This is a genomic window from Shewanella sp. GJ50-10, assembly GCF_055808815.1.
The window spans coordinates 1,195,139-1,209,214 of sequence record NZ_JBVVSS010000001.1 but is presented as its reverse complement, the minus strand read 5'-3'; the positions used below and the strand labels follow the sequence as shown (position 1 = coordinate 1,209,214).

Annotated in this window: 10 protein-coding genes; 6 read left to right on the top strand and 4 right to left on the bottom strand. The window is 40.3% G+C overall.

Going from position 1 to position 14,076, the window contains the following annotated elements:
- Positions 1–17 precede the first annotated feature (17 nt).
- On the bottom strand, positions 18–1,577 hold the full coding sequence (gene murJ, locus AC0L4E_RS05075) for a murein biosynthesis integral membrane protein MurJ (protein ID WP_473678270.1): 1,560 nt from the start codon (positions 1,575–1,577) through the stop codon (positions 18–20).
- Between the two features lie 255 nt (positions 1,578–1,832).
- Between murJ and rpsT the strand changes: the two genes are divergently transcribed.
- Complete coding sequence (gene rpsT, locus AC0L4E_RS05070; protein WP_102529664.1) at positions 1,833–2,099, top strand: 30S ribosomal protein S20; 267 nt, start codon at positions 1,833–1,835, stop codon at positions 2,097–2,099.
- A 216-nt stretch (positions 2,100–2,315) separates the two neighbouring features.
- Here the strand turns inward: rpsT and AC0L4E_RS05065 are convergent, their stop codons facing one another.
- A complete protein-coding gene (locus AC0L4E_RS05065) occupies positions 2,316–2,612 on the bottom strand; it encodes an ArsR/SmtB family transcription factor (protein WP_102529665.1) in 297 nt (98 codons plus the stop codon).
- A gap of 135 nt (positions 2,613–2,747) precedes the next feature.
- Between AC0L4E_RS05065 and AC0L4E_RS05060 the strand changes: the two genes are divergently transcribed.
- Positions 2,748–4,193, top strand: coding sequence for a M28 family metallopeptidase (locus tag AC0L4E_RS05060; RefSeq protein WP_473678269.1), 1,446 nt, complete (start codon positions 2,748–2,750; stop codon positions 4,191–4,193).
- Positions 4,194–4,290: 97 nt separating this feature from the next.
- Here AC0L4E_RS05060 and yaaA read toward each other — a convergent pair whose 3' ends face one another.
- Together yaaA and AC0L4E_RS05050 are read right to left on the bottom strand one after the other, a co-directional pair.
- Positions 4,291–5,067, bottom strand: coding sequence for a peroxide stress protein YaaA (yaaA, locus tag AC0L4E_RS05055; RefSeq protein ID WP_473678268.1), 777 nt, complete (start codon positions 5,065–5,067; stop codon positions 4,291–4,293).
- A gap of 159 nt (positions 5,068–5,226) precedes the next feature.
- On the bottom strand, positions 5,227–6,663 hold the full coding sequence (locus AC0L4E_RS05050; RefSeq protein WP_473681532.1) for an alanine/glycine:cation symporter family protein: 1,437 nt from the start codon (positions 6,661–6,663) through the stop codon (positions 5,227–5,229).
- Between the two features lie 550 nt (positions 6,664–7,213).
- Here AC0L4E_RS05050 and AC0L4E_RS05045 point away from each other — a divergent pair.
- The 4 genes from AC0L4E_RS05045 (at position 7,214) to pgi (ending at position 13,924) form a co-directional block, all read left to right on the top strand.
- Positions 7,214–9,580, top strand: coding sequence for a phosphoketolase family protein (locus AC0L4E_RS05045; protein ID WP_473678267.1), 2,367 nt, complete (start codon positions 7,214–7,216; stop codon positions 9,578–9,580).
- A gap of 292 nt (positions 9,581–9,872) precedes the next feature.
- A complete protein-coding gene (locus AC0L4E_RS05040; RefSeq protein WP_473678266.1) occupies positions 9,873–10,979 on the top strand; it encodes an OmpA family protein in 1,107 nt (368 codons plus the stop codon).
- 328 nt (positions 10,980–11,307) lie between these two features.
- Complete coding sequence (tal, locus tag AC0L4E_RS05035) at positions 11,308–12,261, top strand: transaldolase (protein ID WP_473678265.1); 954 nt, start codon at positions 11,308–11,310, stop codon at positions 12,259–12,261.
- Between the two features lie 25 nt (positions 12,262–12,286).
- Positions 12,287–13,924, top strand: coding sequence for a glucose-6-phosphate isomerase (gene pgi / locus AC0L4E_RS05030; protein ID WP_473678264.1), 1,638 nt, complete (start codon positions 12,287–12,289; stop codon positions 13,922–13,924).
- Positions 13,925–14,076: the final 152 nt, after the last annotated feature.

Genomic DNA, 14,076 nt, shown 5'->3' with positions numbered 1-14,076 from the left:
GATTCGATAATCAGCATTCATGATTGACGTTTCATCTTCCAAGGTCTCAGCCCCATTAATACCAAGCTCAATAAATAAACACCAGCGCCTGAGCCGATGAGTTTAAGCAGGGTTAGCACTTTGACCATCATCGACATTTCTAGCCACAATAATTGCGCAGGTAAAGTATAAATAAGCATTACTGCCATTATCGCGGTAGCAAGCACTACCTTTAAGAAAAATACTAATGTTGCACGGCTAAATCGGTACACTCCTGCAATATGAAGCCCTCGATATAATAAAACAGCATTAAGTAAAGCCGACATAGAAGTCGCAATAGCAAGGCCAACATAGCCAAAAGGAATAGCGAAAATAATGTTAAACACCATATTGCTTATCATAGCGATAATGCCGTATTTAACTGGTGTTTTAGTATCCTGACGAGAAAAGTACCCCGGAGCTAAAACTTTGATCATCATAAAGCTAAGTAAACCACAACCGTATGCGACCAAGCTGTATGAAGCCATTTCAACATCTGTAACCGAAAAGGCGCCGCGCATAAAAAGCACCATAAGCATCGGCTGAGCTAGAATAATTAACCCTAACATCGCTGGCGCGCCAAGTAGTAAAATAGCTCTAACGCCCCAATCCATGGTATCGCTAAAACCTGTTCCCTTTGCATCAACATGCTTTTTAGATAATGCCGGTAATATAACCGTCGCAATAGCAATACCAAACAACCCTAATGGGAACTCGAGCAACCTATCTGAGTAATATAGCCAACTTATTGAGCCTGTCATCAAGAATGAGGCAATAAAGGTATCGAATAGTAAGTTAATTTGAGAAACCGACACCCCGAATAATGCAGGTATCATTAGAGTTCTAATTTTTACAACACCAGGATGATTCCAACCCCAAGAAGGTTTAACTAATGCATTTTCACGTAATAAAAATGGCAGCTGAAATAAAAACTGTACTAAACCACCTGTAAATACGCCCCACGCTAATGCCAGTTCAGGTTGTTGCATTGTTGGCGCGAAATAAAGTGCAGCCACGATAATCGTAATGTTTAGAAAAACAGGTGTAAAAGCAGATACAGCAAATTTGCCGCGAGTATTAAGAATCGAACCCGCTAATGCCGTTAAAGTAATAAACCATAGGTAAGGAAAAGTAATTTTGAGCATTAATGATGCAAGCTCAAACTTGCCAGCATCAGGACCATCATTTAGCCAGTCATAAAACCAACCGCCAGCAAATAAAGCAGCAAGAATGGGCGAAGCTATTACGCCTATTAAAGTAACCACACTGACAATACCGCCCAGCGTACCTGCAACTTTAGCGAGTAACTCTCGGGTTTCTTCAGGAGTGTTTTTCTGTTGATATTCAGTGAGCACAGGGACAAACGCCTGTGCGAATGCACCTTCTGCAAATAGCCGACGTAAAAAGTTGGGAATTTTATTGGCAAAAATAAACACATCGGCGCTACTACCCGCGCCCATCAAGTTTGCTATTACCACATCTCTTATCAGGCCTAGTACTCTTGATACCAATGTCATCACACTGACAATTGCACCTGATTTTAATAGCTTTTTACTCAAACACCCCTCCATAGCAGTTTGCTAATGAATTATTAAACGCGGATATATCTCAATTTTTCAATTCTAATGCTGTTTATGCAATACAAGAACTGGTAGAATGCGCCACATCTTACACGAGTTGGGTTGAAGATAACCGAGCAAGGTAGTTTTATTTGTCTTTTTGAGGATATTTCTGCCATATTCATTGACAAAATGAATAAAAGCAGGCATATTCCTCGCCCTCAAAGTATTAATCCCAGTTTTAGGAGTTGCACCTTGGCTAATAGCAAGTCTGCAAAGAAGCGCGCGCTTCAATCTGAAAAACGTCGTCAGCATAATGCTAGTCGTCGTTCAATGTTACGTACATACGTTAAACGTGTTATCGCTGCTATCCAGAGCGGTGACCACAAAGCGGCTACAGAAGCATTCGCAGAAGCACAACCAATTGTTGACCGTATGGCGACTAAAGGCCTTATTCACAAGAATAAAGCTGCTCGTCAAAAGGCACGTCTAAACACAAGAATCAAAGCAATCGCTGCTTAATTTTGTGATTTAGTCTTTAAAAAACCGACCTAGGTCGGTTTTTTTATATCTAAAATTTGCCTCCCCTAGCAAACTCTAACTATCTTCAAACAGCTCACCTAAATTCAGTTTCACGCTCAAACGATTTCATAAAATTTAGCCATAAAAAAACGCCTTAATCATAACTTACATAGTGTAAGCATAATTAAGACGCTTTTAGTATGTCCAACTTTGCCACTAGTGGCAGTATAAGTTGTCCAATACTTTGATTAACTCACGTACTTCTTCACTTTTCAGTGAATAGAAAACAGTTTGGGCTTCTTTACGTGTACAAACGAGATTGTCTTTTCTTAGCCAAGCTAAATGCTGCGATAATGCAGATTGGCTTAGACCTAGTTTTTTGTTCATCTCACCAACGCACATTTCACCTTCATTAAGCAAATGACACAAAATAAACAGACGACGTTCATTTGCTAGTGCTTTCAGCATTACTACAGCATGATCTGCACGCTGTTGCATTAATTCAATATTCATCACGCGCTTGGTTCTCCTCAATCATCTCCTTGGCTAATATAGCCTTCCCTAACAAATAGGGCAGCGACATGAAGCACACTTTTTGGTAGATTGTTTTTAAAAATGAGACTTAGCTAATAAAAATGAAGGAAACTCATGAAAAACTACAATAAGACTCTCTGCGCCGCGATGATTTTTACAGCAATATCAGGTTGTCAACACAATACAAATGATACACAAGTAACAAATACTACTAATTTAGAAAACACTAACAACAATCGAATTAGTCAAACCCTAGCTCAAAAAGCTTTAGCCTCTTCATTAGGTTATGACATTGTGGAGTCATTAACAGTAGAAGTCGGTCCAAGGTTGGCGGGTTCAGAGAAAGATATCATTGCGGTTAACTGGGCAATGAACAAACTAGAATCTTTAGGCTTTGATAAAGTTTATAAAGAATCGGTTCAAGTGCCTGCTTGGTCTCGTGGCAGCGCCAAAGCATCAATTATCGCCCCTTTTGAGCAACCTCTTGTTATCAGTGCCTTAGGTGGTAGTGTCGCGACGCCAACAGATGGCTTACAAGCCCAAGTTGTTCGATTTGATACCCTCGCAGATTTACAAGCTGCAGATCCTGACGCTGTAAAAGGTAAAATTGCTTTTATTGACCATAAAACAGAAAGACACATTAGTGGTAAAGGTTATGGTCAATCTGTAGGTGGACGTTCAAGAGGCGCCGTAGCCGCTGCTGAAAAAGGGGCTGTAGCCGTAGTTATTCGCTCAATTGGAACAGATCATGACCGAATGGCCCATACCGGCATGATGCGTTACAAAGAAGGGGTTGCTAAAATTCCCGCTGCTGCGCTTTCAGCACCAGATGCTGACATGATCAATTCAATGCTAAAGCGTGATGACAACATCACATTATCCTTAAACTTAAGCTCTAAGAATTTAGGTGTTGCCACTTCATATAATGTGATAGCTGAAGTCACCGGAAGCAGCAAACCAGATGAAGTGGTGTTAATTGGTGCTCACCTTGATTCTTGGGATGAAGGAACTGGCGCGATTGATGATGGTGCGGGCGTTGCGATTGTCACAGCTGCCGCCAAACTAATTCAAGACTTGCCACAAAAACCAGCTAGAACAATCAGAGTGGTGTTATATGCAGCAGAAGAAGTCGGACTCGTAGGCGGCAAAGCTTACGTAAAGCAGCATGCGGATGAATTAACCAAGCACTATATCGCTGCAGAATCAGATTTTGGCGCAGGATTAATTTATCAAATAGACTTTAATGTTAACCCTGCAGTGTTCGAACAAGTGAAAGTCGAGCACAGTGCGATGACAATCAATGGGGTTAAGCTTGGTAATAATAAAGCGACTGGCGGCCCTGACGTGTCTATGATGCCTTCATTAGGTGTCCCTGTTGCATCTCTAAGACAAGATGGTACAGATTACTTCGACTATCATCACACCCCAAATGACACGCTAGATAAAATTGATCCAGAAGCGTTAGCGCAAAATGTAGCAGCCTATGCACAATTTGCGTATATCATGGCGCAGTCAGAATTAGACTTACGTCCGCTGGCTAAAAAAGAAGATAAGAAGTAGCATACTCACTTTACTTCGAGCATAAAAAAAGCAGCTAATAAGCTGCTTTTTTATTTGGTTTTTCAAATCCATTCTTTTGAGTAAACAGATTATTCCGCTAGCTTCTTTCTTCACGCAAAAAAACTGGCGCTGCAGGTGTCGATAGTTCTTCACTAAAGTAATAACCATCGGCGTCAAATTGCTGAATGCCCGCTAACGTATTAATATCATTTTCAATTAAGTATCTCGCCATTAGGCCACGGGCTTTTTTAGCATAAAAACTAATGACCTTATATTGGCCATTTTTACAGTCTTTAAAAGCTGGTGTAATTAATGTCGCTTTTAATTGCTTTGGTTTTACTGCTTTGAAGTATTCATTTGAGGCTAAATTCACAATGATGTCGTCAGCTTGCTCGGTAACAGCAGCATTGATTTCATTAGTGATAACCTCGCCCCAAAATGCATAAAGGTTTTTACCTTTAGGATTAGCTAAGCTGGTGCCCATTTCTAAGCGGTATGCTTGCATTAAATCAAGCGGCTTTAACAGCCCATATAGACCAGAAAGAATGCGAAGATGTTGCTGGGCTTTATTAATCTGCAGCTCTGTCATTGAGTCAGCATCAAGTCCAGTGTATACATCCCCTCTAAATGCAAACATGGCTTGCTTGGCATTATCAAGGTTGAAGTTAGGTTGCCATTCGCTAAACCTTGCTGCATTTAAACCTGCAATCTTATCACTGACTTTCATTAATGAAGCAATATCTACTGGTGTAAGTTCGCGACAAACTTCAATCAATTGCTGACTATGATCTAATAAAGTGGGTTGAGTAAATGACGAGGTCTTAGCTGTGGTATCGAAATCTAAGGTTTTTGCTGGAGAAACTAATACTAACATCGTTAACTATCCTATTAAGCCATACAGTATTCAACTTTAATGCTTCCTATGATACTGGGCTGAATAAAAAAACCATGCAATAAATGCATGGTTTTTTAGATTGTACTAATAGAGTTTAGCTTTCACTCATTAAAAGTGGACTCTAGTAATCCTTTTAATCTACTTGTCAGATTCAACTGGCTTATTTTTCCAGATGCCATCTTCAAGCTGTTCAGCAAGCTCAGGGAACTTATCTGTATCAAAAACTGGTTCTTCTCCAGCTTTAACTTGTTGGCGATAATCGTTAATCACTCGAACTGCTAGACCAGATAATAATAGCAACGCAATTACATTAACCAGTGCCATTAAGCCCATAGATACATCAGCTAGATTCCACACGATATTAATTTTCGCAATAGCACCAAACATCACCATACCTAGAACCGCTAGGCGGAATACTGGTAATGCACCTTTCTTATTTCCTGAAAGATACATAACGTTGGTTTCTGCGTAAGAATAGTTAGCAATAATAGAAGTGAAACAGAACAGTAAAATAGCAAAAGCAATGAACGCACCGCCCCAATCACCAACATGAGAAGATAACGCATTAATTGTCATCTCAATACCATCACCACTACCTGCCGCATCGCCAGACAATAAGATAATCGCAGCAGTTGCTGTACAAATTACGATAGTGTCAAAGAAAACACCCATCATTTGCATATAACCTTGTGATGCTGGGTGATTTGGGTTTGGTGAAGCACTCGCTGCAATATTGGCCGCACTACCCATACCCGCTTCGTTTGAGAACAGGCCTCGTGCAATACCTGCTTGCATAGCTTGAGCGATACTGTAAGCAACCGCGCCACCAGCGGCTTCTTGCCAGCCAAATGCACTTTTGATAACTAAGGTAAAGACTGCAGGTAATTGCTCAACATTCATCAAGACAACGACAAATGCAATCGCAATGTAGGCCAGCGCCATGATAGGTACGATAACCTCAGACACTTTAGCAACCTTCTTAAGGCCACCCATAATCACTACGCCACTCAACACAGCGATAGCAATACCCACATAGACTGGATCAAAGCCAAATACTGCCGTCATTGCACCAGTAATAGTGTTAGCTTGAACCGCATTAAATACTAAACCGAAACAGATAATCAGCAAGATTGAGAACAGGATCCCCATCCAACGCTGACCCAAACCTTTTTCCATATAGTAAGAAGGGCCGCCGCGGTATTGACCATCAGAATCTTTCACTTTATAGACTTGCGCTAAAGTGGATTCGATCATTGCAGTTGCCATACCTAATACAGCAATTGCCCACATCCAGAAGACAGCACCTGGGCCTGCCATTCCGATAGCGACAGCAACACCAGCCATGTTACCCGCGCCAACACGCGCAGCCATACTGGTACAGAATACTTGGAAGGAAGATAGACCATGACGGCCAGGACGACGGCTAATTGCTAAAATTTTGATGCCGTGTGTAAAGTGAGCTATTTGAATGAAGCCTAAACGTACAGTAAAAAATAAACCTGCACCAACCAGCCCGTAAACTAACAATTTACCCCAGAGTAAATCGTTCATGAAATTCACAATCGTTTCTAACATTGCCATGCTTTATTTATTCCTTGGAATAACTTTATTTTGCAAAAAGACAGCCTGTATTGAATTATCCCAATGGCTTGTTGCTTCAAACAAAATAAAATTATCGTATTATTTTAATAAAAACACTCAAGCTCTATGCCAACAAACCACTTACGGCTATCTGGTGACATCAAGTTTAGTGAGCGAAAATATTAGTTATTTATTATTTAGGATTTGATCGAGTTAACTTTACTTTTTTTAAGCACGAATGCCTAGCAAACTTTCTCAATTCATTATCTCTGTTTTTTTCGGAGCAAAAAATTAGCATAGATGATCTGAAGCGTCAGGTGATCTTGATCACACTTATCTAATTACCAGCCTTTACCCTCATCTCAAATAACAATCTTATGCCCTTAATCGTAAAAGAATTAACATCAAATCAACCTGCGACCATTTTTTTAATAAAAAGATTTAATAAAAACTTAGACAAAGACCACATTATTGCAACCATTTTAAGAATACAGTGTTCTCATTAAAGGTTAAATAAATTTTACTTTAAACATTGAGGTCAATTATGACGCATGCAAATGAAATCACGTCGCTAAAGAAATTTGTTCGAGCTACAAACTTTCTCGCCACTTCTCAAATCTACCTAAAACAAAATGTATTATTCAAAAGAGATTTGAAACATGAAGATATTAAGCCAAGATTACTTGGTCATTGGGGAACCTGTCCTGGGATAAACTTTGTCTACGCTAACGTCAATCGCCTCATCGTCAAGCATCAAAGAGACTTCATATATCTTGTCGGCCCAGGACATGGCTTTCCAGCTGTGCAAGCAAACCTTTTTGTCGAAGGTTCTTTAAGCCACTTCTATCCAGAAACCATCCCATATAATGAAGCTGGCATTGAGGATATTTGTAAAAAGTTCTCTGCAGCTTACGGTTACCCTTCTCACGCAAACCCAGAAGCGCCTGGTCAAATTCTTGAAGGAGGTGAATTAGGTTATTCACTTTCTGTTGCTTGGGGCGCTGTACTTGATAACCCAAATTTAATTGCGGCTTGTCTTGTTGGTGATGGCGAGTCAGAAACTGGGCCATTAGCAGCTTCATGGTATGCAAACCGTTTAGTGGATCCAGCTACTAATGGTGCAGTACTGCCAATCGTTCACATTAATGGTTACAAAATTTCCGGCCCGACTCGAATGGGACGAATGGATCATGAAGAACTCGATTTAGAGTTCCGTGGGCTTGGCTATCATCCAATTATCGTTGATGATGAACTTGAAGAAGATGTGTTCATTCAAATGTCGAATGCGATGGATTTATCTTACGAGATGATCAACGACATCCAAACTCGAGCTCGCAATGGCGAAGATGTTTGTAAACCTCGCTGGCCTGTCATTTTAATGCGCACAGCAAAAGGTTGGACTGGTACTGCTGAACACGGTGGTAAAAAGCTTGAAGGTAACTGCGAATCACATCAAGTTATCGTTAATAAGTGTGCAACTGATGCAAGTCATCTCACTGCATTAAATACTTGGTTAGCCAGTTATAAATTTGATGAGTTGTGTGAAATCAATGCTGAAGGTCAAATTACCTTTGATAAAGATATCCAATCACTTATTCCGCCTAAGCATTTATGTTGCGGTCGACAACATTTAAGCTATGGCGGTGAAGTGGTTCGCGCTCTTGCTCAGCCTGATCTTAAAAAACTAAGTTATGGCCCTGAAACGCCTCGCGGTACTCGCGGTGTTTCAATGTATAAGATGGGCGAATGGATGCGCGATGCATTTAAATTAAACCGCGATCAACGTAACCTTCGTATTTTCAGTCCAGACGAAACATACTCTAACCAGTTGCAAGCGGTCTTCGAAGAAACTGACCGTGCTTGGCAATGGCCAATAAAGAGTTGGGATCAAGACATGGCTCGTGACGGCCGTGTGATTGAGCTACTCTCAGAAAACTTACTCTTTGGTATGATGCACGGTTACACTGTCACAGGTCGCCATGCAATGTTCCCGACCTACGAAGCTTTCTCTCAAGTCGTTTCATCAATGGCAGACCAATACTGTAAATATGTATACGCAAGCCAAGGGGTTCATTTCCGTAAACCTGTACCTTCTTGTAATGTGGTGCTGTCTTCATTATTAGAGCGTCAAGATCACAATGGCTACTCTCATCAAAACCCTTCTTTCTTAGGGGCAATGCTCGAGAAACACCCTGACATTATCTCTGCGTATTTACCTGCAGACGGCAACACCACTCTTACTTACACTGAACGTGCTTATGAAGACCGTGACAAGTTAAATATTCTCGTTGCAGGTAAAAAAGATTTACCTCAATGGCTATCACTTGATGAGTCTCGTAAGCAAACAGAAGATGGTGTTATGGTTTGGGATTTCGCCTCAGACGAAAACCCAGATGTCGTACTTGCTGGTTGTGGTGATTATGTCACACAAGAGTGTATGGCTTCACTCGTACTGATCCGCGAATTACTACCAAGGGTACGCATTCGATTTGTCAGTGTCACCGAGTTAAACAGTAATGGTCTAGGTAGCCGAGACTTCCAAGCAAAACCATGGATGATGGATGAAATCTTTACTGAAGATAAAGGCGTGGTATTTAACTACCATGGCTACCCTAATACGATTAAGAAACTTGTATTTGACTATAAAGGTAGTCGTCGTTTCAGAATTAAAGGTTATGAAGAAGAAGGTTCAACAACGACACCATTCGATATGGGCGTTCGTAATGGCACTTCACGTTATCATTTAGTGATTGATATGGCATACAAGTTGTTCCAACAAGGTGTCATTGATGAAACTCAACATGTGGCTATCACCACTGATATGCTGCAGCGACTAGTTGAGCATCGTAACTACATCAAAGCAAATGGTGTTGACCCACAAGAAATTGAAAACTGGGTTTGGACTCGATAACTGAAACCATCAATACATTCGATTAAGTAAAAAGCGCCTTAGGGCGCTTTTTTAATGCTTTAAATGCCCCACCAAAAAACAAACAAGCAACCTCAGAATAACCAAAACAACAAAAACTTTTCAATTAATAGCAACATTAATCTTTCTTACTATGGAAAACCATTGAATTTACGACGATAATTATGCTGCTGACAAAAGCATAATAGGAACACCACATAAGCGTCAGCGACACGTGTAACAAACAAATCCTTTACATGTGTTTTGGTGGAGTAAAATAACAATGGACTTATACATGATGAAGAACACATTAAAAGTAGTATTACTCACCTCAATGTTACCTTTTGCAGCTTCGGCTGAACAAGAGCTAACACCGTGGTACGTCGGTGGTGGTTTAGGTGTCAATAACTATGAACCTAACTGCGATCAAAAAACAATGAAAGTGTGCGGTGAAGATGACCCATATGCATGGGATGTTTTCGGTGGTTACTTATTTAATGATTACTTTGGTGTTGAGCTAGGCTACCGAGATTTAGGCCGAGCTGAATGGACTGACTATAGCAACAAACGTAACGATGTCGGCGCTAGAGGCATGACGTTAGGTTTAGCAGCATTTTTACCTATTAGTGAAAAATGGAGTTTCTCAGCTGAAGCTGGTGCAATGAACTACCTTATTTCTAATAAGAAAAACTATAATACTGAATATTATAGTGACAGCGGAATCGCTCCTTACGTTGGTGTTGGCTTTGGTTACAACTTTACCCAAAACCTAAAGCTTCAAGCAAAATATCGTCGTTACGAAAACCTAGATGATGATAAATACAACACACTCGATATGGAAAGTAACTATTGGGGACTTGAACTTAGCTACCGCTTCGGCGTAGATAAGCCAGCACCTGTCGTTGCTCCCGTTGTTGCAGCAGCACCAATCGATTCGGATAATGATGGCGTAACAGATGATTTAGATAAATGCCCTGATACACCTTCGACCCATAAAGTTGATGCACAAGGCTGTACTATATATGAAGACGCACCAATCTCTTCACGCCTAGAAGGCCTATTATTCGATAATGATTCTGCAGTATTAAGACCTGAATCAAAACCACGTATGGACAAAGCTGCGAAGTATTTAAAAGATAACCCACATACATCAGTCGTTATTGAAGGCCATGCTTCTCATGTTGGTAACGCTGATTACAATATGCAATTATCAGAGAAACGTGCTCAAGCCGTTGTAGATGCACTGGTAAATGACTACGGCATTGATGCTACTCGTTTAAAAGCTGTTGGATTTGGTGAAGACCGTCCTATTATTGAAGGTACTTCAGCTGAAGCTAACAAGCAAAACCGTCGTATTGAAGCGGTAGTGAGTGGTGCAGAAAAGCGTCCTGTACTAAAATAAAACACAATAAGCATTAAGCTTATTGGAAATAATAAAAGTCGCTGCTTGCAGCGACTTTTTATTTTAAAACTTTCATTTGAAATTTAACAAACAAAATAAAATAAACCTTACAACCACAGGGTTGTTATCGGTAACATTTTTTTAACAAGTTGAAAAACTTGTTAAATAGCTAATAAATCAGATATTAAATAACAAGTTTTTCCGTTAAAACGCTCTAAAAGACAATTTTTATGTAATTTTTTTACAAAATTTGTTGGAAAATACAGTAAAATCGCTTCTAATAACCGCACTGAACAAAATAACTTTGTTACTTGAGAGGGAAATTTCCATGGCGAACACGTTAGCTCAACTTAAAGCACTAACAACCATTGTTGCAGACACTGGCGACATCGAAGCAATTAAACGTTACCAACCTGAAGATGCAACCACCAACCCTTCTCTGATCCTAAAAGCTGCACAAATTCCAGAGTACGCTCCTCTAATTGATGACGCTATTGCATGGGCAAAAGGCCAATCAAGTGATGTTGCGCAACAAGTTGAAGATGCTGGCGATAAATTAGCGGTCAATATTGGCGTAGAAATCTTAAAAATTGTTCCTGGTCGTATATCAACAGAAGTTGACGCACGTCTTTCGTTTGATAAAGCGGGTTCAATTGAAAAAGCGCACAAGCTTATCAAGCTATATAAAGAAGCTGGCATCGATAAATCGCGCATCCTGATAAAACTCGCTTCTACTTGGGAAGGTATTTGCGCTGCAAAACAACTGGAACAAGAAGGCATTAACTGTAACTTAACCTTGTTATTCAGTTTTGCCCAAGCACGCGCATGTGCTGAAGCTGGTGTTTACCTAATTTCACCGTTCGTTGGTCGTATTTTAGATTGGTATAAAAAAGACACTGGCCAAGATTATACTGCTGAAACTGACCCTGGTGTTGTATCTGTCACTGACATTTATGATTACTACAAGCGTCATGGATATAACACTGTTGTCATGGGTGCAAGCTTCCGTAATATTGGCGAAATCATCGAACTTGCGGGTTGTGACCGTCTTACCATTGGCCCTGCACTACTTGAAGAATTGGCTAACACTGATATTGCTATTACTCAGAAACTTAAGCCTGCTACTTCTGTTGAAGCTGCGCCAACACCGCTAACCGAAGCTCAATTCCGCTGGGAATATAACCAAGACCCTATGGCTGTTGATAAACTTGCTGAAGGTATTCGAAACTTTGCCGTTGACCAAGGAAAATTAGAGGTCATGTTAAACGAGAAACTTGGCTAAACCCAAATTCAATGGAGTGATTTGCATGACACATTTAACTCAGAGTAACACCTGGCAGCAGTTATCTCAAAATGCAGCAGCGTTACCACATATGCGTGAATTATTTGCTCAAAACCCTTCAAGATTTGAGCAGTTAAGTGTTAAAGACTGCGGTTTGTTATTAGATTATTCTAAAAACCGAGTCGATGATGAAACCCTAAGCTTGCTATTTAAGTTAGCAAAAGAAGCTGACTTAACAAACAAGATTGCCGCTATGTTTAACGGCGATATTATTAATAACACTGAAGGGCGTGCAGTGCTGCATACAGCCCTTCGTAGTAAGCCTGAACAAGTCATCATGGCTGAAGGCAATAATATTGTTCCTGAAGTTCAACAAACCCTAACCAAGATGGCTCAGTTTGTAGAATCAGTACAACAAGGCGGTTGGAAAGGCTATACCGGTAAAACCATTACAGACATCGTCAGTATTGGTATTGGCGGTTCTTTCTTAGGTCCTAAGATTGTTTCACAAGCACTTCGCCCATACTGGGTTAAAGGTCTAAATTGTCATTTCGTTGCCAATGTTGATGCTAGCTCTATTTGTGAAAAGTTGAAAAATTTAGACGCAGAAACAACCTTATTTGTGATGTCCTCTAAATCGTTTGGCACACAAGAAACATTAACCAATACCTTAAGTGCAAAAGATTGGTTTTTAGCAAATGGTGGTTCACAAACTGACGTTGCTAAGCATTTCGTTGCAGTGACTTCAAACGTTGCTAAAGCCACTGAATTTGGTATTGATGCTTCTAACATCTTCCCTATGTGGGATTGGGTTGGCGGCCGTTATTCATTATGGTCAGCAATTGGTTTACCTATCGCGCTACTTGTTGGTATGGATAACTTCAAGCAATTGCTTGATGGTGCTCATCAAATGGATAACCATTTTGCCAATACACCGCTAGAGCAAAACATGCCTGTCATTATGGGCATGTTGTCAGTGTTATATGGCAACTTCCATAATGCTCAATCACATGTTGTATTGACTTACGATCATTACCTGCGTGGTTTACCAGCTTACTTCCAACAACTTGATATGGAAAGTAACGGTAAATCAGTCATGTTAGATGGTACTGAGGTCGATTTCAGCACAGGGCCTGTCATTTGGGGCGGTGAAGGCACCAATGGCCAGCATGCTTACCATCAGTTATTGCATCAAGGCACTGCATTAATTCCTGCTGATTTCATTATGCCACTGCAAAGTCACAATCCATTAGGCGAGCATCATAATCAACTTGCATCAAACTGCTTTGGTCAAACTCAAGCATTAATGCAAGGTCGAACGTTTGATGAAGCATTAGCGGAGTTAGCAGATAAAGACTTACCTGATGCTGAAAAAACGCTTATTTCGCAACATAAAGTAATGACAGGTAATAAGCCAAGCAACACGTTATTAATGGATAAACTGACTCCAACCACCTTAGGTTCACTCATTGCTCTTTATGAGCATAGAACCTTCGTTCAGGGCGCTATATGGCAAATAAACTCATTTGACCAATGGGGTGTTGAGTTAGGCAAGGTACTTGGAAACGATGTACTTGATCGGATTGGTGCTGAAAATGCGGCAACTGAGCTAGATTCTTCCAGTAATGCATTAATTAATTTGTATCGACAAGGTCAGATATAAATACTAAAAAAGCCAGCTTAAGCTGGCTTTTTTATTGGTAGTTCAATCCACTCGGTAGCACAAGTCTCTAAATAGTCCAGTTAACCTTCATTAAATTGTCAGCCCGCATTAACAAAAATGAAACATAGCTATTGCACAATAGCGAAGAAATA